A 21,121-nucleotide genomic window follows, 5' to 3' on the forward strand; every position below is an offset into this window, starting at 1 on the left:
TCACTGCTATACCCTCTTTAGATTCAGAGACCTAGCGCTCTGTTAAGGATTGCCAGCATGACCCCTTCAGCAGGACTCATCGCCCATAACTGGGGCTTTGCCATCTTCCTCCTGGGTGTCGCGGGGCTCTGTGCCTTCATGCTTGGCCTGTCCAGCCTTCTCGGCGGCAAGGCCTGGGGCCGTAGCAAGAACGACCCCTTCGAGTCAGGCATGTTACCCGTTGGCAGCGCCCGGCTCCGCTTGTCCGCCAAGTTCTATCTGGTCGCGATGCTGTTCGTGATCTTCGATATAGAAGCCCTCTTTTTGTTCGCCTGGTCAGTGTCCGTTCGCGAAAGCGGGTGGGCAGGCTTTGTCGAAGCGCTCATTTTCATAGCAATTCTGTTGGCGGGTCTTGTCTACCTATGGCGAGTGGGGGCACTCGATTGGGCGCCCGAAGGTCGTCACAAGCGGCAGGCGAAGCTGAAACAATGAGGCTTTGGCAATGCAATATAACCTTACCAAGATTGACCCGGATGCTCCTCAGGATCCGGAACAGCGCTACCCCCTGGGCAAGCAGGGCATCGTCGATGACAAGATGCTCGAAGACCAGGTTCACCGTAGCGTCTTCATGGGCAAGCTTGAGGACGTCTTAAGCGGCGCCGTCAACTGGGGCCGTAAAAACTCGTTATGGCCTTACAACTTCGGGCTGTCCTGCTGTTACGTGGAAATGACCACGGCCTTTACCGCACCCCATGACATCGCCCGTTTCGGGGCTGAAGTGATCCGCGCGTCACCCCGGCAGGCAGACTTCATGGTGATCGCTGGCACCCCGTTCATCAAGATGGCGCCGGTCATCCAGCGCCTGTACGAACAGATGCTTGAGCCGAAGTGGGTAATCTCCATGGGTGCTTGCGCTAACTCAGGTGGCATGTACGACATCTACTCGGTCGTTCAGGGGGTGGACAAGTTCCTGCCCGTGGACGTCTACGTCCCCGGTTGCCCTCCTCGTCCAGAGGCATTCCTGCAAGGGCTGATGCTGTTGCAGGAGTCAATCGGCAAGGAGAAGCGCCCTCTGTCGTGGGTGGTGGGCGATCAAGGTGTTTACCGCGCCGAGATGCCGTCCCAGAAAGACCTGCGGCGCGAACAGCGTATTCAAGTCACCAACCTGCGCAGCCCAGACGAAGTGTGATCCGGGCGCGCCTGCCACAGGCTGGCAGGCGCGCGTCTGGGGCTCATCCTTTACGTTGACCGAAAGCGAAAGCGACCGACACCATGACAACAGCGGACACCGCTCTGTATATCCCGCCTTACAAGGCTGACGACCAGGATGTGGTCGTTGAACTGAACAACCGCTTCGGCCCTGACAGCTTCACTGCCCAGCACACCCGCACGGGCATGCCTGTGCTGTGGGTGCCAAGGGCCCAGATAAAGGACGTGCTGGCGTTCCTGCGCGACCTGCCCAAGCCCTACTCGATGCTGTATGACCTGCACGGCGTGGACGAACGCTTGCGTACCCACCGCCGTGGCCTGCCCGAGGCTGACTTCACCGTCTTCTACCACCTGATGTCACTGGAGCGTAACAGCGATGTGATGCTCAAGGTGGCGTTGAGCGAGGGCGACCTGAACCTCCCCACCATCACAAACCTGTGGCCTAACGCCAACTGGTACGAGCGTGAAGTGTGGGACATGCTGGGCATTACTTTCGTGGGCCATCCCAACCTGAGCCGCATCATGATGCCGCCTACCTGGGAAGGCCACCCGCTGCGCAAGGACTACCCTGCCCGCGCCACCGAGTTTGACCCCTACAGCCTGAGCCTCGCCAAGCAGGCGCACGAAGAGGAAGCCGCGCGCTTCCGCCCTGAAGACTGGGGCATGAAGCGCGGCACAGCCAACGAGGACTTCATGTTCCTCAACCTGGGGCCCAACCACCCCTCCGCCCACGGTGCCTTCCGGATCATCCTGCAGCTTGACGGCGAAGAGATTGTCGATTGCGTGCCCGACATCGGCTACCACCACCGTGGTGCTGAGAAGATGGGCGAGCGCCAGTCGTGGCACAGCTACATTCCGTACACCGACCGCATCGACTACCTCGGCGGGGTGATGAACAACCTGCCCTACGTACTGGCGGTAGAGAAGCTGGCCGGCATTACCGTGCCCGACCGGGTCAATACCATCCGTATCATGATGGCGGAGTTCTTCCGCATCACGAGCCACCTATTGTTCCTGGGTACCTACATCCAGGACGTGGGCGCCATGACACCGGTGTTCTTCACCTTCACCGACCGGCAGCGGGCCTACACGGTCATCGAAGCCATCACTGGGTTCCGCCTGCACCCGGCCTGGTTCCGCATTGGCGGGGTTGCACACGACCTGCCTCGCGGTTGGGAAAAACTGGTCAAAGACTTCATCGACTGGATGCCCAAACGCCTGGACGAATACACCAAGGCGGCGCTGCAGAACAGCATCCTCAAGGGCCGTACCGTTGGTGTCGCCGCCTACAACACCCGCGAAGCACTGGAATGGGGCACCACTGGCCCGAACCTGCGCGCTACGGGTTGCGATTTCGACCTGCGCAAAGCGCGGCCGTACTCGGGCTACGAGAACTTCGAATTTGAAGTGCCGTTGGCTCACTCAGGCGATGCCTACGACCGCTGCATGGTGCGGGTCGAAGAAATGCGCCAGAGCCTGCGGATCATCGAGCAGTGCATGCGCAATATGCCGGCGGGCCCTTACAAGGCAGACCATCCGCTGACTACGCCGCCGCCTAAAGAGCGCACCCTGCAGCATATCGAAACCCTCATCACTCACTTCCTGCAAGTGTCATGGGGGCCGGTTATGCCGGCCAACGAGTCCTTCCAGATGATTGAGGCGACCAAGGGCATCAACAGTTATTACCTGACGAGCGACGGCGGCACCATGAGCTACCGCACCCGTATCCGTACCCCCAGCTACCCGCACTTGCAGCAGATTCCTTCGGTGATCCGCGGCAGCATGGTCGCCGACCTGATTGCATACCTGGGCAGTATCGACTTCGTCATGGCCGATGTGGACCGCTAAGCATGAACACGACGCTTATCCAGACTGACCGTTTCGCACTGAGCGAAACCGAGCGCTCGGCCATCGAGCACGAGCTGCACCACTACGAAGACCCGCGCGCGGCCTCTATCGAAGCACTCAAGATCGTACAAAAGGAACGCGGCTGGGTCCCTGATGGCGCGCTCTATGCCATCGGCGAGCTGCTCGGGATTCCGGCCAGCGACGTTGAAGGGGTTGCCACCTTCTATAGCCAGATATTCCGCCAACCTGTGGGGCGCCACATCATCCGCGTGTGCGACAGCATGGTCTGCTACATCGGCGGGCACGAATCGGTGGTAGCCCAGATCCAACGTGAACTGGGCATCGGCCTTGGCCAAACCACCGCCGATGGCCGTTTCACCTTGCTCCCGGTGTGCTGTCTGGGGAACTGCGACAAGGCGCCCGCGCTGATGATCGACGACGATACGTTTGGCAACGTCATGCCCGACGGCGTTAGCCACTTGCTGGAGGCCTACGTATGACCCTCACTTCGTTTGGCCCGGCCAACCGCATCACGCGCGCCGCTGAGACCCATCCCCTTACCTGGCGCTTGCGCGATGACGCGGAGCCCGTCTGGCTGGAGGAATACCAGCGCAAGGATGGCTACACGGCCGCCCGTAAAGCGTTGGCACAGATGACCCAGGACGAGATCGTGCAAACGGTCAAGGACTCCGGGCTCAAAGGCCGCGGTGGCGCCGGTTTTCCTACGGGCGTGAAGTGGGGCCTGATGCCTAAAGATGAATCCATGAACATCCGCTACCTGCTGTGCAATGCGGACGAAATGGAGCCCAACACCTGGAAAGACCGCATGCTCATGGAACAGCAGCCCCACCTGCTGATCGAAGGCATGCTGATCAGCGCTCGGGCGCTGAAGGCCTATCGCGGATATATCTTCCTGCGAGGCGAGTACACCACTGCTGCTCGGCACCTCAACCGTGCCGTCGAAGAAGCCAAGGCCGCAGGCCTCCTGGGCAAGAACATTCTAGGCAGCGGCTTCGATTTCGAACTGTTTGTACACACCGGCGCGGGCCGTTACATCTGTGGCGAAGAAACCGCACTGATCAACTCACTGGAAGGCCGCCGCGCCAACCCGCGTTCCAAGCCGCCGTTCCCGGCCGCCGTAGGCGTGTGGGGTAAACCTACATGTGTTAACAACGTCGAGACGCTGTGCAACGTTCCGGCAATCGTCGGTAATGGCGTTGACTGGTACAAGGCGCTGGCGCGTGAAGGCAGTGAAGACCACGGCACCAAGCTCATGGGCTTTTCCGGCAAGGTCAAGAACCCTGGCCTGTGGGAGCTACCCTTTGGCGTAACCGCACGTGAGTTGTTCGAAGACTACGCAGGCGGGATGCGCGACGGGTACACCCTCAAGTGCTGGCAGCCTGGCGGCGCTGGCACTGGCTTCCTGCTGCCCGAGCATCTGGAAGCCCAAATGTACGCCGGCGGTATTGCCAAGGTAGGTACCCGCATGGGCACCGGCCTGGCTATGGCCGTGGACCAGACGGTGAACATGGTCTCGCTGCTGCGCAACATGGAAGAGTTCTTTTCCCGTGAGTCCTGTGGCTTCTGCACCCCCTGCAGGGATGGCCTGCCATGGTCGGTCAAGCTGCTGCGGGCACTGGAAACCGGCCAGGGGGCCCAGGGGGACATCGACACCCTGCTGGGGCTGGTAGGTTTCCTGGGGCCTGGCAAAACCTTCTGTGCCCACGCCCCTGGGGCGGTGGAGCCATTGGGCAGTGCCATCAAGTATTTCCGTGAAGAATTCGAAGCCGGCATCGCCCCCGTGGGAGCGGCGACCCCGGCTCCGGGCTTTGGCCAACCACGGCCCATCCCGGCCGGTGCCTGATTGATGCGTAGGCGGTGGCCTTGCCCCGCCCCCGCCTGCGCGCTTCGGCGCCAGGCGCAGAACAAGATTTCCATTAGCCAAGCCTGGGCAACCGGGCCAACGAAGACCTTTGAACCATGGCCACTATCCACGTAGACGGCAAAGCGCTCGAAGTCGATGGCGCAGACAACCTACTACAGGCGTGTCTGTCCCTCGGCCTCGACATTCCCTATTTCTGCTGGCACCCCGCATTGGGCAGCGTTGGCGCATGTCGCCAGTGCGCGGTCAAGCAATACACCGACGAAAACGACACCCGTGGCCGTATCGTCATGTCCTGCATGACCCCGGCGGCCGATAACACCTGGATCTCCATCGACGATGCAGAATCCAAGGCATTCCGTGCCAGCGTGGTGGAATGGTTGATGACCAACCACCCGCACGACTGCCCGGTGTGCGAAGAAGGCGGCCACTGCCACCTGCAAGACATGACGGTGATGACCGGCCATAACGAGCGCCGCTATCGCTTTACCAAACGTACGCACCAGAACCAAGACCTGGGGCCGTTCATTGCGCATGAAATGAACCGCTGCATCGCCTGTTACCGCTGCGTACGTTTCTACAAAGACTATGCCGGCGGTACGGACCTGGGCGTGTACGGGGCGCACGACAACGTGTACTTCGGCCGCGTTGAAGATGGCGTGCTGGAGAGCGAGTTTTCCGGGAACCTCACTGAAGTGTGCCCAACGGGCGTGTTCACGGATAAAACCCACTCCGAGCGCTACAACCGTAAATGGGACATGCAGTTTGCGCCCAGCATCTGTCATGGCTGCTCCAGCGGCTGCAACATCAGCCCGGGCGAACGCTACGGCGAACTGCGCCGCATAGAGAACCGCTACAACGGTTCGGTCAACCATTACTTCCTGTGCGACCGTGGCCGCTTCGGTTATGGCTACGTCAACCGCAAGGACCGCCCCAAGCATCCGATGCTGGGTCAGGAACGCGCCATGCTGGGCGTGGACGCCGCACTCGATCAGGCCGCTCAACTGCTACGTGGCCGTACCATCGTCGGCATCGGCTCGCCACGAGCCAGCCTGGAAGGCAACTACGCACTGCGTGAACTGGTGGGCGCCGAGTGGTACTCCACCGGCATCGAAGCAGCCGAGCTAAGCCGTATCCGCTTGGCGCTGGAGGTGCTGAACAATAGCCCGCTTCCGATCCCAAGCCTGCGAGAGGTAGAAGACCACGATGCGGTCTTCGTGCTGGGCGAAGACCTTACCCAAACCGCTGCCCGTATGGCCTTGGCCTTGCGGCAATCGGTGAAAGGCAAGGCAGAAGCGATGGCTGAAGCCATGCGCGTCCCGCCCTGGCTGGATGCTGCGGTCAAAAACATCGGGCAACACGAAATGTACCCGCTGTTCATCGCCAGCCTGACGGATACACGCCTGGATGACGTTGCCGAGGAATGCGTACACGCAGCGCCTGAAGACCTCGCCCGCCTGGGCTTCGCAGTGGCCCATGCCCTGGATGCGAGCGCCCCGGCCGTGCCTGGCCTGGATGACGAGACCCTCGGGCTGGTTCAGCGTATCGCCGACGCGCTGCTGGCCGCCAAGCGCCCCCTGATCGTATCGGGCACGTCGCTGGGCTCCAACGCGTTGATCGAAGCCGCTGCCAACATCGCCAAGGCACTTGCCCTGCGTGCCAAGGCCGGTTCGCTGAGCCTGATCGTGCCGGAGGCCAACAGCCTGGGCTTGGCCATGTTGGGCGGTGACTCCCTCGACGCTGCGTTGGATGCAGTGATCGACGGCCGCGCAGATGCCATCGTGGTGCTGGAAAACGACCTGTACACCCGCGCGCCCAAGGCGAAGGTGGATGCAGCGCTTGCAGCGGCGAAAGTGGTCATCGTGGCGGACCACCAGCAAACCCCTACGGCCGACCGCGCACACTTGATACTGCCCGCCGCCAGCTTCGCTGAAGCCGACGGGACCCTGGTCAGTCAGGAAGGCCGCGCACAGCGCTTCTTCCAGGTGTTCGACCCGCATTACCTGGACCCCCAGAACTTCGTGCATGAAGGCTGGCGCTGGCTGCATGCCCTGCGCGCCACGCTGCTTGAGCGCAAGGTGGACTGGACCCAGCTTGACCAGGTCACGGCTGCCTGCGCCGCTAGCGCCCCGCAGCTTGCGGGTATCGTTGGCGCCGCACCGTCTGCGGCGTTCCGCATCAAGGGCCAGAAGCTGGCCCGTGAGCCGCTGCGCTATTCCGGCCGTACGTCAATGCGCGCCAACATCAGCGTGCATGAACCGCGTACCAGCCAGGACATCGACAGCCCGTTCGCCTTCTCCATGGAAGGTTACTCCGGGAGCAAGGAACTCCGTCAGCAGGTACCGTTCGCCTGGTTGCCAGGCTGGAACTCCCCGCAGGCCTGGAACAAATTCCAGGACGAAGTGGGCGGTCATCTGCGAGCAGGCGACCCAGGTGTGCGCCTGATCGAGCCGCGAGGCGATGGTCTCTCCTGGTTCGCCAGCGTGCCAGCGGCCTTCGCGCCAGCGCGGGGTACCTGGACGGCCGTGCCGGTGTATCACCTGTTCGGCAGTGAAGAAACCTCTTCACGGGCCGCGCCGGTGCAGTCGCGTATCCCGACGCCCTACATTGCCTTGGCCAAAGCGGAAGCTGATCGGCTAGGTGTGAACGATGGTGCCCTGCTCAGCTTCAGCGTGGCGGGGGTTGAATTGCGTTTGCCGCTGCGTGTGGATGATCAACTCGCCGCAGGCCTGGTTGCCCTGCCCAAAGGCTTGCCGGGCATCCCCCCGGCCTTTGGCGGGCAGCCCGTTGAACGCTTGCAGGAGGCTGCGCAATGACCTGGTTTACCCCTGAAGTGATCGACGTGATCGTCTCGGCCTTGAAATCTATCGTCATTTTGCTGGCCGTCGTGGTCTGTGGTGCGCTGCTCAGCTTCGTGGAGCGCCGTTTGCTAGGCTGGTGGCAAGACCGTTACGGGCCCAACCGGGTTGGCCCGTTCGGCATGTTCCAGATCGCGGCTGACATGCTGAAGATGTTCTTCAAGGAAGACTGGAACCCGCCCTTCGTGGACCGGGTGATCTTCACCCTGGCCCCTGTGGTGGCGATGAGCGCCCTGCTCATCGCCTTTTCGGTCATTCCCATCACCCCTACCTGGGGGGTGGCTGACCTGAACATTGGGGTGCTGTTCTTCTTCGCGATGGCCGGGCTTTCGGTGTATGCGGTGCTGTTCGCGGGCTGGTCGAGCAACAACAAGTATGCACTGCTGGGTAGCCTGCGGGCATCGGCCCAGACGGTGTCCTACGAAGTGTTCATGGGCCTTGCGCTGATGGGCGTGATTGTCCAGGCCGGCTCGTTCAACATGCGCGACATCGTTGAGTACCAAGCGCAGAACCTGTGGTTCATCATTCCGCAGTTCTTCGGCTTCTGTACGTTCTTCATCGCAGGCGTAGCGGTGACTCACCGTCACCCGTTCGACCAGCCCGAGGCGGAACAGGAATTGGCCGACGGTTACCACATCGAGTATGCCGGCATGAAATGGGGCATGTTCTTCGTAGGTGAATACATCGGTATCGTCCTGGTATCTGCCTTGCTGGTCACGCTGTTCTTCGGCGGCTGGCATGGCCCCTTCGATATCCTGCCGCAGGTACCGTTCCTGTGGTTCGCGCTCAAGACCGCCTTTTTCATCATGCTGTTCATCCTGCTGCGCGCCTCGATACCTCGGCCGCGCTATGACCAAGTGATGGACTTCAGCTGGAAGTTCTGCCTCCCGCTGACCCTGATCAATTTGCTGGTAACCGCCGCGGTCGTGTTGTTAAACACACCGGCGGGGACTTGAGGAACGCGTGATGTTCAAATATATCGGCCATATTGCCCATGGCACCTATACCCAACTGCGCAGCCTGATCATGGTATTCGGCCATGGCTTCCGCAAGCGCGACACCCTGCAGTACCCGGAGGAAGAGGTCTATCTGGCCCCGCGCTACCGAGGCCGGATCGTGCTTACCCGCGACCCGGATGGCGAAGAGCGCTGCGTGGCGTGCAACCTGTGCGCGGTCGCCTGCCCTGTCGGCTGCATTTCGCTGCAAAAGGCTGAAGCAGACGACGGCCGCTGGTACCCAGAGTTCTTCCGGATCAACTTCTCGCGCTGCATCTTCTGCGGCTTGTGCGAGGAAGCCTGCCCCACCACCGCGATCCAGCTGACGCCGGATTTCGAAATGGCGGACTACAAGCGTCAGGACTTGGTGTATGAAAAACACGACCTGCTGATTTCAGGGCCAGGCAAGAACCCGGACTATAACTTCTATCGCGTCGCAGGCATGGCCATTGCTGGCAAGCCTAAGGGCGCTGCGCAGAACGAAGCCGAGCCGATCAACGTGAAGGGCCTGCTGCCTTAAGGAACCACAATGGAATTCGCGTTCTATTTCGCCTCTGGCGTTGCGGTGCTGGCGACCCTCAGGGTTGTTACTGGCACCAATCCGGTCCATGCCTTGCTGTACTTGATCATCTCTTTGATCGCTGTCGCCATGACGTTCTTCTCACTCGGGGCGCCCTTTGCCGGCATCCTGGAAATCATCGCGTACGCTGGCGCCATCATGGTGCTGTTTGTGTTCGTGGTGATGATGCTCAATCTGGGCACCGCGTCCGCCGAGCAAGAGCGTGCCTGGTTCAAGCCAGGGATCTGGGCAGGCCCAATGTTGCTGGCAGTGCTGCTACTGCTGGAATTGATGTACGTCCTGTTTTCGGGCCCAGGCAACATCCCGCTGGGGGAAACCACCGTTGGGCCAAAAGCCGTGGGCATCAGCCTGTTCGGGCCATACCTGTTGGTGGTGGAACTGGCGTCCATGCTGCTCCTGGCGGCTGCCATTACCGCCTTCCATATCGGCCGTAACGAGGCGAAGGAGTAACCTATGCCAGCCATTCCTCTAGAACACGGCTTGGCCGTCGCGGGCATATTGTTCGTGCTGGGCCTGGTAGGCCTGTTGGTTCGCCGCAACATACTCTTCATCTTGATGAGCCTTGAAATCATGATGAACGCTGCCGCATTGGCGTTCATCGTCGCGGGTAGCCGCTGGGCACAACCGGACGGGCAGATCATGTTTATTCTGGTGATCAGCCTGGCCGCGGCCGAGGCCAGTATTGGCCTGGCCATTCTGATCCAGTTGTATCGCCGCTTCCATACGCTCGATATCGACGCTGCCAGTGAGATGCACGGATGAACCTACTCTTCCTGACTTTCGTCTTCCCTCTGCTGGGTTATTTCCTACTGGCGTTCTCTCGGGGCCGCCTCTCGGAAAACACCTCGGCGCTGATCGGTGTCGGCTCCATTGGCTTGTCGGCCATCGTGGCCGCCTATGTGATCTGGCAATTTAACTTGGCCCCCCCAGCAGGTGGTGCCTTCACCCAACTGCTCTGGACCTGGATGTCGGTTGACGGCTTCGCGCCAAGCTTCACCCTCTACCTGGACGGCCTGTCGGTCACCATGTTGGGTGTGGTGGTTGGCGTGGGTTTCTTGATCCACCTGTTCGCCAGCTGGTACATGCGGGGCGAAGAAGGCTATTCGCGGTTCTTTGCCTATACCAACCTGTTCATTGCCAGCATGCTGTTCCTGATTCTGGGCGACAACCTGCTGTTCATTTACTTTGGCTGGGAAGGCGTGGGGCTGTGCAGCTACCTGTTGATCGGTTTCTATTATGGCAACCGCAATAATGGCAACGCTGCGCTCAAGGCCTTCATTGTCACCCGGATCGGTGACGTATTCATGGCCATCGGCATGTTCATCCTGTTCCAGCAGCTGGGTACGTTGAATATCCAGGAGCTGCTGGTGCGTGCGCCGGAGCACTTCAAGGTCGGCGACTTCTGGATCGTACTGGCCACCTTGATGCTACTGGGCGGAGCAGTGGGTAAATCGGCTCAGCTACCTTTGCAAACCTGGCTGGCAGACGCCATGGCCGGCCCGACACCTGTATCCGCGTTGATCCACGCTGCGACCATGGTGACCGCAGGCGTTTACCTGATCGCTCGCACTCACGGCTTGTTCGCACTGGCGCCGGATATCCTGCACCTCGTGGGCGTGGTGGGTGGGGTGACCTTGGTGCTGGCCGGCTTCGCAGCGTTGGTGCAAACCGACATCAAGCGCGTCCTGGCCTACTCAACCATGAGCCAGATCGGTTACATGTTCCTGGCGCTGGGAGTAGGCGCATGGGAAGGCGCGATCTTCCACCTGATGACGCACGCCTTCTTCAAGGCGCTGCTGTTCCTGGCTTCGGGTGCGGTGATCATTGGTTGTCACCACGAGCAGAACATCTTCAAGATGGGCGGGCTCTGGAAAAAACTTCCCTTGGCCTACGCCAGCTTCATCGTGGGCGGGGCAGCGTTGTCAGCCTTGCCACTCCTGACGGCAGGCTTCTACTCCAAGGACGAAATCCTCTGGGAGGCATTTGCCAGCGGCCATACCGGTTTGCTGTACGCCGGCCTGGTAGGCGCGTTCATGACGTCCTTGTACACCTTCCGGTTGATCTTCATCGCCTTCCACGGCGAGGCGAAAACAGACGCGCACCCTGGTCACGGTATCGCTCACGCGCTGCCCTTGGGCGTGCTGTTGGTGCTGTCCACCTTCATTGGCGCCTGGATTCATCCGCCGCTGGCGGGTGTACTGCCAGAAAGCGTGGGTCATGCCGGTGGTGACGCCAAACACAGCCTGGAAATCGCCTCGGGGGCTATCGCACTGGCGGGCATTCTGCTTGCAGCGCTGTTATTCCTTGGCAAACGTCGGGTAGCTACCGCTATTGCCAACAGTGGGCCAGGCCGGTTGTTGTCTGCATGGTGGTATGCGGCGTGGGGCTTTGACTGGCTGTACGACAAGCTCTTCGTCAAACCGTACTTATGGATCAGCCATGTACTGCGTAAGGACCCTATGGATCGCGGTATCGGCTTGGTCCCTCGGCTGGTCAAAAGCGGCAATGCCGTCATGAGCCGCACCGAGAACGGCCAGTTGCGCTGGTACGCTGCGTCCATCGGCTTTGGCGCCGTCCTGGTGCTGGGCGCTGTAGTAATGGCGGCCTGACTATGAACCTTGCGAATTTGCGAAAGGAAACGAACCCGTCATGATTTTGCCTTGGCTGATCCTGATTCCCTTCATCGGCGGACTCCTGTGCTGGATGGCTGAGCGCTCGAGCGCTACCCTCCCCCGCTGGATCGCTCTGCTGACAATGTCACTGGAACTGGCGCTTGGGTTATGGCTCTGGGCGCACGGTGATTACACCTTGGCACCTGCGCCCGGCGCTGACCCGGTCTGGGCAGTGGAATTCAAGCTGGCCTGGATTCAGCGCTTCGGTATCAGCGTGCACCTGGCGCTCGATGGCCTCTCGCTGCTGATGATCCTGTTGACCGGCCTGCTGGGTTTGCTGTCGGTACTGTGCTCGTGGAAAGAAATTCAGCGCCATGTGGGTTTCTTCCACTTGAACCTGATGTGGATCCTGGGCGGTGTCATTGGCGTGTTCCTGTCGCTGGACCTGTTCCTGTTCTTCTTCTTCTGGGAAATGATGCTGGTACCGATGTACTTCCTCATTGCCCTATGGGGTCACAGCTCGTCAGACGGCAAGCGCACCCGGATCTACGCGGCGACCAAGTTCTTCATCTTCACCCAGGCCAGCGGCCTGATCATGTTGGTGGCGATCCTGGGGCTGGTCCTGGTGAACTTCAATACCACAGGCGTCATTACCTTCAACTACAGTGACCTGCTCAAAGCGAAGCTGCCAGCGGGCACTGAGTACTTGTTGATGTTGGGCTTCTTCGTGGCCTTCGCCGTGAAGCTGCCGGTCGTGCCCGTGCATTCCTGGCTCCCAGACGCACACGCCCAGGCGCCTACTGCAGGCTCTGTGGACCTCGCCGGTATCTTGCTCAAAACGGCCGCCTATGGCCTGCTGCGCTTTGCCTTGCCGCTGTTCCCGAATGCGTCGGCAGAGTTCGCGCCGATCGCCATGGGCCTGGGGCTGGTAGGGATCTTCTACGGTGCCTTCCTGGCCTTTGCGCAGACGGACATCAAGCGCCTGATCGCCTATTCCAGCGTTTCACACATGGGCTTTGTGCTGATTGGCATCTACTCAGGCAGCCAGCAAGCGTTGCAAGGCGCTGTGGTGCAAATGGTCGCTCACGGCCTGTCGGCCGCTGCGTTGTTCATCCTCAGCGGCCAACTGTACGAACGCTTGCACACCCGAGACATGCGTGAGATGGGCGGGCTTTGGTCGCGTATCAGCTACCTGCCTGCGATCAGTCTGTTCTTCGCGGCAGCCTCGCTCGGGCTTCCAGGCACTGGTAACTTCGTGGGCGAGTTCCTGATTCTGCTGGGCAGCTTCACGGTCGCGCCTTGGGTCACCTCTATCGCGACCTTCGGCCTGGTCGTGGGCTCGGTCTACGCATTGATCATGATCCACCGCGCCTACTTTGGCCCCGCCAAGTCCGATACCGTACTGCATGGCATGGACGGTCGCGAATTGGCGATGATCTTAGTGCTGGCGGTGCTGCTGGTATTGCTGGGCGTGTATCCGCAACCCATCCTGGACACCTCAGCCGCTACCATGGCGGGGGTTCAGCACTGGTTCGGCTCGGCTTTCTCTCAACTTGCATCGGCCCGGTAACCTGCAATGGAACTGACCTCTCAACACTTTCTGGCGCTGGCGCCACTGCTGATTACCAGCGTCACCATCGTGGTGGTAATGCTGGCCATCGCCTGGCGCCGTAACCATTCACAAACTTTCCTGTTGTCGTGTGCTGGCCTTAACCTGGCCCTGCTGTCGCTTTTGCCCGTGCTCAATGTGACGCCCCTGAGCGTGACCAGCTTGCTGCAAGTAGACAATTTTGCCTGCCTGTACATGGCGTTGATTCTGGTCGCAACCTTGGCCTGCGTGACCTTGGCGCATGCGTACCTGGGCGATGCGGGCTCGGGCTACCCCGGCAACCGGGAAGAACTGTACCTGCTGATCCTGCTGGCCGCAGCGGGCGGCATGGTGCTGGTTTGTGCCCAGCACCTGGCGTCGCTGTTCATTGGCCTGGAGCTGCTGTCGGTGCCCGTGTATGGCCTCGTCGCCTATGCGTTCTTCAACAAGCGCTCGCTGGAGGCTGGCATCAAATACATGGTGCTGTCGGCTGCCGGGTCGGCGTTCCTGTTATTCGGCATGGCATTGCTGTATGCAGACGCAGGCACCTTGAGCTTTGGCGGTATCGGCGCAGCCCTTGCCGCCACTGGCTTGCCTAGCATGCTGGCCCAGTTGGGGCTGGGGATGATGTTGGTAGGCCTGGCATTCAAGTTGTCACTGGTTCCATTCCACCTGTGGACGCCCGACGTTTATGAAGGCGCACCTGCACCGGTCGCGGCCTTCCTGGCTACGGCTAGCAAGGTGGCGGTCTTTGCAGTGATCGTGCGGCTGTTCCAATTGTCGCCGGCAGCCAGCAGCGGTGTACTCAACACTGTGCTGAGCGTCATTGCAGTCGCGTCCATTCTGGTAGGTAACCTGCTGGCGCTGAACCAGACCAACCTCAAGCGCCTGCTGGGCTACTCCTCCATCGCGCACTTCGGTTACCTGCTGATTGCCCTGGTGGCCAGCAAAGGCCTGGCGGTGGAAGCGATTGGGGTGTACCTCGTCACCTATGTCATCACCAGCCTTGGCGCCTTCGGGGTGATTACCTTGATGTCCTCACCGTTCAAGGGCCGTGATGCCGATGCTATGTTCGAGTACCGCGGGCTATTCTGGCGGCGCCCTTACCTCACGGCTGTACTTACGGTGATGATGCTGTCGCTGGCGGGTATCCCCCTCACGGCGGGCTTTATCGGTAAATTCTACGTAATGGCCGCTGGCGTTGAATCCGGCCTGTGGTGGCTGGTGGGCGCCCTGGTACTGGGCAGCGCGATCGGCTTGTTCTACTACCTTCGCGTCATGGTCACCATGTACCTGATGGAGTCGAGCATTCCGCGCCAAGATGCCCCGTTGAATTGGGAACAGCGCACCGGCGGCGTGATGCTGCTGGCAATCGCCATTCTGGCATTCGTGCTGGGCGTGTATCCACAACCGCTGGTTGACTTGGTACAGCACGCAGGGCTGCACCTGATGGGCTGATCCCTGCTGCGTAAAAAAGCCCGCCTGGCGATGCCTGGCGGGCTTTTTTTGTGGTGCGCCTCAGGTAGAGCGCTTATAAACCGTCGGCGTGCACGAAGCACAATTTATTGCCCTCAGGGTCGCGGCAATAAGCCCCGTAATAGTCAGGCCCATAACAGTCACGGACACCCGGCGAGCCTTCATCAGTTCCGCCGTGGGCCAATGCCGCAGCCCATACGGCGTTGACGTGTTCACGGGATGCGCAGGCAAAACTCACTTGAGTGCCGTTGCCGGCGGTCGCAGGCAAGCCATTGAATGGCGCTTGCACAAAGAACTGCGGCCAACGCTGCCCTGGCCGCTGCCACCCTTTGCCGGGTGGGCCGCTGTCATCCTCGTCAGGCATCGCTTCCAGGCCTAACGTAGGCAGGACACTGCCGTAAAAGGCGGCCATACGCTGGAGGTTCTGTGCGCCAACAATAATGTGCGAGTACATAACGGCCCTCCCTTAGCGGTCAGCTGAACAGCTTGGCCGCAGTCTTGGCAACCAGCTCGCCCTGATGGCGCGCGCCGCCCAAGTCGATCTCGCTAGGCTGTCGGGAGCCGTCACCCCCTGCAAGCGTGCTCGCGCCGTAAGGCGTGCCGCCCACGATTTCTTCCATGCTCATCTGGCCTTGGTAGCTGTAGGGCAAGCCCACGATCACCATGCCAAAGTGCAGCAGGTTGGTGATAAGCGAGAACAGCGTGGTTTCCTGGCCGCCATGCTGGGACGCAGTGGAGGTAAAGGCTGCGCCTACCTTGCCATTCAGCGCCCCTGAAGCCCACAGCCCGCCTGCTTGGTCCAGGAAGGCGGCCATCTGGCTGCTGACCCGTCCAAAGCGGGTGGGGCTGCCCAGAATGATTGCATCGTAGTTGGCCAAGTCTTGTACGGTGGCGATCGGGGCGGCCTGGTCAAGCTTGAAGTGGACGGCCTTGGCGACCTCGGCAGGCGCGGTCTCGGGTACGCGCTTGACGTCTACAGTTGCACCCGCGTCCCGCGCCCCCTCGGCGACCGCGTTGGCCATGGTTTCAATATGGCCATACGTGGAGTAATACAGAACAAGAACTTTAGCCATGAGACGCTCCTTAGGATGCCGCGCCACAATGACGCCGGCCGATGAACCTTCGCACAGACTGGGACAGGATAAAAACGCAGGGATTCGAACGTTTTGATCGAAGCCGTGCATTGCGCCCCTACCTGGCCGCCTTGCGTAGGCCTGTCAGGTCGCAGGCGCCTTGGGGGCGACAGAGGGGCTGGCGTACTGGGGTTTGAGGTGGCCGTCTTGGTCTAACAGCCAAGCATCCAACACCTCCCGCACCACCGGCCCTGCTACGCGCCCACCCGCTTCGCCGTTCTCGATCATCACGGCAACTACAATTCTGGGGCTCTCCGCAGGCGCAAACCCTACGAACAATGCGTTGTCGCGGTTACGCTCCAGTGTTTTGGCGCGGTTATAGCGCTCACCCTGGCGAATCGCGACCACCTGGGCGGTTCCGCTTTTGCCAGCGATGCGGTATTGAGCACCTGCGGCAGACTGCCGGGCGATTCCACGGGCATCGTGCATGACGGCCTGCATGCCACGGTTGACCTGCTCCCACTCCCCTGCATCACGTAACACAATGTTGGGCATAGGGTTGATATCCACAGGGGCGACCCCCCCTACGGATTCAGCAAGGTGAGGACGGTGCCACACACCCTTGCTTGCTATTAAAGACGTGGCCTGTGCCAGTTGCAGGGGAGTGACCTGCATATAGCCCTGGCCGATGCCCAGGATCAGGGTCTCCCCCGGGAACCAAGCCTGCCGTCGTGTGGCGCGTTTCCACTGCTCCGAGGGCATCAAGCCTGGCGCCTCCTCGAACATGTCCAAGGACACTTTCTGCCCGATGCCGAAACGGCTCAGGTAATCGTGCAAGCGGTCAATGCCAAGGCGGTGGGCGGTTTCATAGAAGTAGGTGTCATTGGAGCGCATGATCGCGGCGTACAGGTCTACCCAACCATCGCCGCTGCGGTTCCAGTTACGGTATTTATGATCGTAGTTGGGCAGCTCGTAGTAACCAGGGTCGAACACGCGGGTGCCTGCGGTGATCACCCCGCTGTCCAGCCCCGCTACGGCCACCTCCGGCTTGATGGTGGAGCCTGGCGCGTACAGCCCTCGCAGCACGCGGTTGAACAGCGGCCTGTCGATGGAATCACGAAGGGCGGTGTACTGTTTGTAGCTGATGCCGGTAACGAACAGATTAGGGTCAAAACTCGGCTCGCTCACCATTGCCAGTACCTCGCCCGTTTGGGGATCAAGGGCAACGATTGCCCCCCTGCGCCCAGCGAGGGCTTTTTCAGCCGCGACCTGAAGCGTGGCATCTAGGGTGAGCGTAATGTTCTTGCCCGCCACCGGGTCAGTGTGCCTTAGCACGCGCATGACTCGGCCCTGGGCATTGGTTTCGACTTCCTCGAACCCCACATGGCCATGCAGCGCGCCTTCATAAAAGCGTTCCACACCGGTCTTACCCACAGACTGTGTGCCGCGGTACTCCACCGGGTCCAGCACTTTGGCTTCATTTTCATTGATGCGTCCCACGTAACCGAGGGAGTGCGCGAATTGCTCACCCAAGGGGTACTCGCGCACGAATTGCGCCTCTACCTCCAGCCCGGGCAACAGAAACTGGTTGACCGCCACCAAGGCGATCTGGGCTTCAGTCAGCTCGTACATCAGCGTGACAGGCTCGAAGGGATGACGTGACCGGCGCAGGTCCTTATCGAACTGCCGACGTTCTTCCTCAGGTAACTGGAGTAGACGCGCCAGGGTATCCAGCACCTGGGCAGTATCGCCGGCCCGCTCGCGCGTCAGCGTCAGGTTGAAACTGGGGCGGTTGTTGGCTAGCACCACGCCATTGCGGTCGTAAATCAAGCCACGCTCGGGCGGTATTGGCAGCACGTGGACGCGGTTGTTTTCAGAAATCGTCGAGTGGTAGTCGTATTGCACCACTTGCAGGAAGTACAACCGCCCCACCAGGGCGAGCGCCAGGCCGATCACTAATAAGGCACACGCCACCAGCCGACCATTGACCAGGCGTTGTTCCTTGTCGTGGTCTTTCAGGGGAATCGGGTCTGGCATGGCAACGCTCGTCGGTACACATCGAAACGCCCGCCGCAGGCTGAGCGCTCGATGTGTAGATCATGCGGTCAACGTTGCAGGTCAGGGGGCAATTGTATGGTGGGGCGATTACTGGTGAAGATGCTCCAAGTGGAGATGAACAGCGCTGCGATCAGCGGCCCAATAACGAAACCGTTAAGGCCAAATACAGCCAGGCCACCCAGGGTAGAGATCAGTACCAGATAATCCGGCAGCTTGGTGTCTTTGCCCACCAGGATCGGCCGCAGTACGTTGTCTACCATCCCGATGACGAAAATACCGTACAGGGTAAGTACGCTACCGCGCCAGATGTCGTTGTCCAAGAAGAACCACGCCGCCACCGGCGCCCATACTACCCCCGCGCCTACTGCCGGCAATAATGAAAGAAATGCCATCAAGACGGCCCACAGCAAGGCACTGGGGATATCAAGTATCCAGAAAATGATTCCGCCCAGCGCCCCCTGGGAAATGGCCACCAACATGTTGCCCTTCACGGTGGCCCGCACCACGCGGGTGAACTTCAACTGCAACCGGCGCTTTTGCTGCTCCGCCAACGGCACAGCCATGCGCATCTTGCGTACTAGTTCAGGGCCGTCCCGCAGGAAAAAGAACACCAGGTAGAGCATGATGCCGAAGCTGACGATGAAGTCCAGGGTGCCCTGGCCAAAGCTGAACGCCTGAGAGGTCAAGGCTTCGCTGCCCTGCAGGGCCCTGGCGGTGATCTTCTCGCGAAGGCCGTCCAAGTTGCCCATGCCCAGCCGGTCCAGCAGGTGCTGAAGCGGCATGGGCAATGCCTGCTTGAAGTGGCTCACGTAGGCAGCCACGTCCAGTTGGCCGCTTTGAATGTTCTTGTAAACCGTTGTTCCTTCCTGAACCAACAGCCCACTGATAATGATCACCGGCAGTACCGCTACCAGCACGCAGATGGACAAGGTCGCCACCGAGGTGACGTTTCTGGGCCATCTGTAGCGCTGGGTGAGCTTGCGTTGCAGGGGGGCGAACAAAATACCGAGAATTACGGCCCAGAACACAGCGCCGTAATACGGCAGGAGAATCCAGATAAAAGCGACGGTGACCATTACCAGGAGCACCAGAAGGCACTTGTAATGGAGAGAGTTTTCGTTCATGCGCGTTCCATGTCAGCTAGGCCTTCGGTACCCCCCTTGGGGTACCTGAAGCTTAGTCCGACATGGGTGCGCTAAAGTGCCCTGGCAGACGACGTCAGATCTTGAACTGAGACACCACATGCCCCAACCCTTGACCCAGCGCAGCCAGCTTGCGCGAGGTTTCAGCACCGTGCCGGGTTTCATCGGCTACCTGCTCCACCGCCCCTGCAATGTGGTGAACGCTGCGGTTGATCTCTTCGACCACTGCCGTTTGCTCTTCGGCCGCCGTCGCGATCTGCGCGTTCATGTTGCGGATGGTTTCGATGAGCGCACTCATGGTGTCGAGCGAACGGCCCGCTTCGTTGGCACGCAGGCTGGTGTCTTCGCCGGCTTCGCTGGAGCGGCGCATGGCGTCCACAGCATCACGGGTACCTGTTTCCAGGCGATCGATCATGCCCTGGATTTCCTGGGTACTCTGCTGCGTGCGGCTGGCCAGCGCGCGCACCTCATCAGCAACGACCGCAAACCCGCGCCCAGCCTCACCGGCACGGGCGGCTTCAATTGCAGCGTTCAACGCCAACAGGTTGGTCTGGTCAGCGATCGACCGAATCACACTCAACACGCCAACAATGGCGCGTACGTCATTTTGCAGGGTATCGAGCGACGTGCCACTCAAGCGGATATCGGCAATCAGCGCGTGGATCTGCGCAACGCTGCCGTCCACTACCTGCTTGGCCTGACGCCCCTCAGCGTCGGTATCTTGCGCAGCCGTAGCAGCGCCCTGTGCACTGCGGGCCACTTCCTGCGCGGCACCGGACATCTCATTGACGGCCGTGGCCACCTGATCGGTTTCCTGGCGCTGACGCTCCATGGCTTGCTCGGAGCGCTGGGCTTGGTCGGCAACGTCACTGACCAGGCCGGTTAGCTCGCCGGTCATGCCTGCAATTTGCCGGACCATTCCGTGAATCTTGTCGGCGAAGCGATTGAACGAGCCTGCCAACTGGCCCAGCTCGTCCTGGCTGGTGATGGGCAGGCGCCGGGTAAGGTCACCCTCGCCCGCAGCAATATCGTCCAGGCTGTCTTTCATCATCGACAGTGGGCGCACGATGTTGCGCGCCAGTACCCACCCCATCAGGGCGATTACCAGCAGCACCACCGCTGCGATGCCCAGAATAGTGGTCAGCATCTCGACCGTACGCTGATGCACGGTTTCACGCACCTGGGCAAGCTGCGCGTCGATGCCGTCGAGGTTCACCGCAGTGCCGATTACCATGTCCCACTTAGACAGGTATTCGGTATACGCAAGCTTGGGTACCAGTTTTTGGGTGCCTGGCAAGCTAGAGGAGTACGTTACGTAATGGCTGCCGTCGATGCCGACCTTTACCAGCTCGCGGTTTACGTAGACGCCATTAGGGTCGCGGGCGTCGATGAAGCTCTGCCCTATTCCTTCGCTGCTATTGCCTTTGAACAGGCGCACAGCCTTCGAGTCGTAGCCGAAGAAATAACCGTCCTTGCCATAAGTGACTTTGGACAGCATCTGGACGACTTGCGCCTGGGCCTGGGTATCAGTTGCTGCTGCTGCGTCGTAAATGGGCTTAACGGTGCCCAATGCAACGGCTACGTAATTCTGTAGTGCCGCTTTGGCATCGTTGAGGTAGCGCTCACGGGTTTCCTGAATTTCGCGGTCCGCTTGCTGGCGCAAGATCCATAAGTTGCTCAGGCTGATGACGAGCGCGAACAGTACAACCGGGATAACGGCAAGGGACAAGACCTTGCCCTTTAAACTAAGGCGCATGGGAGTTCTCATAAGCCGGGGAATAATGTTCGGTTATCGGCACAGGCTACTGGAAGTTGAGCGGT

18 protein-coding genes are annotated in these 21,121 nt (G+C 60.5%); 13 read left to right on the forward strand and 5 right to left on the reverse strand.

All coding sequences use genetic code 11. The features are described from left to right. Positions 1-57 precede the first annotated feature (57 nt). The 13 genes from AC4LE2_RS12095 (at position 58) to nuoN (ending at position 15,009) form a co-directional block, all read left to right on the forward strand. Positions 58-471, forward strand: coding sequence for an NADH-quinone oxidoreductase subunit A (locus AC4LE2_RS12095; protein ID WP_491825994.1), 414 nt, complete (start codon positions 58-60; stop codon positions 469-471). 10 nt (positions 472-481) lie between these two features. After that, on the forward strand, positions 482-1,168 hold the full coding sequence (locus tag AC4LE2_RS12100; protein ID WP_491825995.1) for an NADH-quinone oxidoreductase subunit B: 687 nt from the start codon (positions 482-484) through the stop codon (positions 1,166-1,168). 83 nt (positions 1,169-1,251) lie between these two features. Beyond that, positions 1,252-3,036, forward strand: a complete 1,785-nt coding sequence (nuoC, locus tag AC4LE2_RS12105) for an NADH-quinone oxidoreductase subunit C/D (RefSeq protein WP_491825996.1) — start codon at positions 1,252-1,254, stop codon at positions 3,034-3,036. A 2-nt stretch (positions 3,037-3,038) separates the two neighbouring features. Next, positions 3,039-3,536, forward strand: coding sequence for an NADH-quinone oxidoreductase subunit NuoE (nuoE, locus tag AC4LE2_RS12110; RefSeq protein WP_491825997.1), 498 nt, complete (start codon positions 3,039-3,041; stop codon positions 3,534-3,536). Further along, positions 3,533-4,900, forward strand: a complete 1,368-nt coding sequence (nuoF, locus tag AC4LE2_RS12115; RefSeq protein WP_491825998.1) for an NADH-quinone oxidoreductase subunit NuoF — start codon at positions 3,533-3,535, stop codon at positions 4,898-4,900. The genes nuoE and nuoF overlap by 4 nt, the downstream gene beginning before the upstream one ends. Before the next feature lie 116 nt (positions 4,901-5,016). After that, positions 5,017-7,734 (forward strand): NADH-quinone oxidoreductase subunit NuoG, encoded by a 2,718-nt coding sequence (gene nuoG / locus AC4LE2_RS12120; protein WP_491825999.1) that lies wholly within the window; start codon positions 5,017-5,019, stop codon positions 7,732-7,734. Continuing rightward, entirely contained in the window at positions 7,731-8,732 is a 1,002-nt protein-coding gene (gene nuoH / locus AC4LE2_RS12125; RefSeq protein ID WP_491826000.1) for an NADH-quinone oxidoreductase subunit NuoH, read from the forward strand. Before nuoG ends, nuoH begins: the two co-directional genes overlap by 4 nt. A 10-nt stretch (positions 8,733-8,742) precedes the next feature. Beyond that, positions 8,743-9,291 (forward strand): NADH-quinone oxidoreductase subunit NuoI, encoded by a 549-nt coding sequence (gene nuoI / locus AC4LE2_RS12130; protein WP_491826001.1) that lies wholly within the window; start codon positions 8,743-8,745, stop codon positions 9,289-9,291. Positions 9,292-9,300: 9 nt separating this feature from the next. Beyond that, on the forward strand, positions 9,301-9,801 hold the full coding sequence (gene nuoJ / locus AC4LE2_RS12135) for an NADH-quinone oxidoreductase subunit J (protein ID WP_491826002.1): 501 nt from the start codon (positions 9,301-9,303) through the stop codon (positions 9,799-9,801). 3 nt (positions 9,802-9,804) lie between these two features. Continuing rightward, complete coding sequence (gene nuoK, locus AC4LE2_RS12140) at positions 9,805-10,113, forward strand: NADH-quinone oxidoreductase subunit NuoK (protein ID WP_491826003.1); 309 nt, start codon at positions 9,805-9,807, stop codon at positions 10,111-10,113. Next, entirely contained in the window at positions 10,110-11,960 is a 1,851-nt protein-coding gene (gene nuoL, locus AC4LE2_RS12145; protein ID WP_491826004.1) for an NADH-quinone oxidoreductase subunit L, read from the forward strand. Before nuoK ends, nuoL begins: the two co-directional genes overlap by 4 nt. 40 nt (positions 11,961-12,000) lie before the next feature. Continuing rightward, the gene (gene nuoM / locus AC4LE2_RS12150; protein ID WP_491826005.1) at positions 12,001-13,533 is read left to right on the forward strand and encodes an NADH-quinone oxidoreductase subunit M; all 1,533 of its coding nucleotides are present in this window, start codon (positions 12,001-12,003) and stop codon (positions 13,531-13,533) included. A gap of 6 nt (positions 13,534-13,539) precedes the next feature. Beyond that, positions 13,540-15,009, forward strand: coding sequence for an NADH-quinone oxidoreductase subunit NuoN (gene nuoN / locus AC4LE2_RS12155; RefSeq protein WP_491826006.1), 1,470 nt, complete (start codon positions 13,540-13,542; stop codon positions 15,007-15,009). A 73-nt stretch (positions 15,010-15,082) separates the two neighbouring features. Here the strand turns inward: nuoN and AC4LE2_RS12160 are convergent, their stop codons facing one another. The 5 genes from AC4LE2_RS12160 to ctpM all read right to left on the reverse strand — a co-directional run bounded on the left by AC4LE2_RS12160 (position 15,083) and on the right by ctpM (position 21,068). After that, positions 15,083-15,481 carry a VOC family protein gene (locus AC4LE2_RS12160; protein WP_491826007.1) on the reverse strand — a complete coding sequence of 133 codons (399 nt, stop codon included), beginning with the start codon at positions 15,479-15,481 and terminating at the stop codon, positions 15,083-15,085. Between the two features lie 19 nt (positions 15,482-15,500). After that, positions 15,501-16,100, reverse strand: coding sequence for an NAD(P)H:quinone oxidoreductase (gene wrbA, locus AC4LE2_RS12165; RefSeq protein ID WP_491826008.1), 600 nt, complete (start codon positions 16,098-16,100; stop codon positions 15,501-15,503). A 144-nt stretch (positions 16,101-16,244) separates the two neighbouring features. Continuing rightward, complete coding sequence (gene mrdA / locus AC4LE2_RS12170; RefSeq protein ID WP_491826009.1) at positions 16,245-18,137, reverse strand: penicillin-binding protein 2; 1,893 nt, start codon at positions 18,135-18,137, stop codon at positions 16,245-16,247. A gap of 68 nt (positions 18,138-18,205) precedes the next feature. Beyond that, positions 18,206-19,282 (reverse strand): AI-2E family transporter, encoded by a 1,077-nt coding sequence (locus AC4LE2_RS12175; protein WP_491826010.1) that lies wholly within the window; start codon positions 19,280-19,282, stop codon positions 18,206-18,208. A gap of 94 nt (positions 19,283-19,376) precedes the next feature. Further along, complete coding sequence (gene ctpM / locus AC4LE2_RS12180) at positions 19,377-21,068, reverse strand: methyl-accepting chemotaxis protein CtpM (protein WP_491826011.1); 1,692 nt, start codon at positions 21,066-21,068, stop codon at positions 19,377-19,379. Positions 21,069-21,121: the final 53 nt, after the last annotated feature.

This window comes from Pseudomonas sp. 9.3L (assembly GCF_058536285.1).

Excerpts from the sequence above, each read along its gene's own strand:
- AC4LE2_RS12095 (WP_491825994.1), top strand. The coding sequence starts at position 58 with ATGACCCCTTCAGCAGGACTCATCGCCCATAACTGGGGCTTTGCCATC.
- AC4LE2_RS12100 (WP_491825995.1), top strand. The coding sequence starts at position 482 with ATGCAATATAACCTTACCAAGATTGACCCGGATGCTCCTCAGGATCCG.
- nuoC (WP_491825996.1), top strand. The coding sequence starts at position 1,252 with ATGACAACAGCGGACACCGCTCTGTATATCCCGCCTTACAAGGCTGAC.
- nuoE (WP_491825997.1), top strand. The coding sequence starts at position 3,039 with ATGAACACGACGCTTATCCAGACTGACCGTTTCGCACTGAGCGAAACC.
- nuoF (WP_491825998.1), top strand. The coding sequence starts at position 3,533 with ATGACCCTCACTTCGTTTGGCCCGGCCAACCGCATCACGCGCGCCGCT.
- nuoG (WP_491825999.1), top strand. The coding sequence starts at position 5,017 with ATGGCCACTATCCACGTAGACGGCAAAGCGCTCGAAGTCGATGGCGCA.
- nuoH (WP_491826000.1), top strand. The coding sequence starts at position 7,731 with ATGACCTGGTTTACCCCTGAAGTGATCGACGTGATCGTCTCGGCCTTG.
- nuoI (WP_491826001.1), top strand. The coding sequence starts at position 8,743 with ATGTTCAAATATATCGGCCATATTGCCCATGGCACCTATACCCAACTG.
- nuoJ (WP_491826002.1), top strand. The coding sequence starts at position 9,301 with ATGGAATTCGCGTTCTATTTCGCCTCTGGCGTTGCGGTGCTGGCGACC.
- nuoK (WP_491826003.1), top strand. The coding sequence starts at position 9,805 with ATGCCAGCCATTCCTCTAGAACACGGCTTGGCCGTCGCGGGCATATTG.
- nuoL (WP_491826004.1), top strand. The coding sequence starts at position 10,110 with ATGAACCTACTCTTCCTGACTTTCGTCTTCCCTCTGCTGGGTTATTTC.
- nuoM (WP_491826005.1), top strand. The coding sequence starts at position 12,001 with ATGATTTTGCCTTGGCTGATCCTGATTCCCTTCATCGGCGGACTCCTG.
- nuoN (WP_491826006.1), top strand. The coding sequence starts at position 13,540 with ATGGAACTGACCTCTCAACACTTTCTGGCGCTGGCGCCACTGCTGATT.
- AC4LE2_RS12160 (WP_491826007.1), bottom strand. The coding sequence starts at position 15,481 with ATGTACTCGCACATTATTGTTGGCGCACAGAACCTCCAGCGTATGGCC.
- wrbA (WP_491826008.1), bottom strand. The coding sequence starts at position 16,100 with ATGGCTAAAGTTCTTGTTCTGTATTACTCCACGTATGGCCATATTGAA.
- mrdA (WP_491826009.1), bottom strand. The coding sequence starts at position 18,137 with ATGCCAGACCCGATTCCCCTGAAAGACCACGACAAGGAACAACGCCTG.
- AC4LE2_RS12175 (WP_491826010.1), bottom strand. The coding sequence starts at position 19,282 with ATGAACGAAAACTCTCTCCATTACAAGTGCCTTCTGGTGCTCCTGGTA.
- ctpM (WP_491826011.1), bottom strand. The coding sequence starts at position 21,068 with ATGAGAACTCCCATGCGCCTTAGTTTAAAGGGCAAGGTCTTGTCCCTT.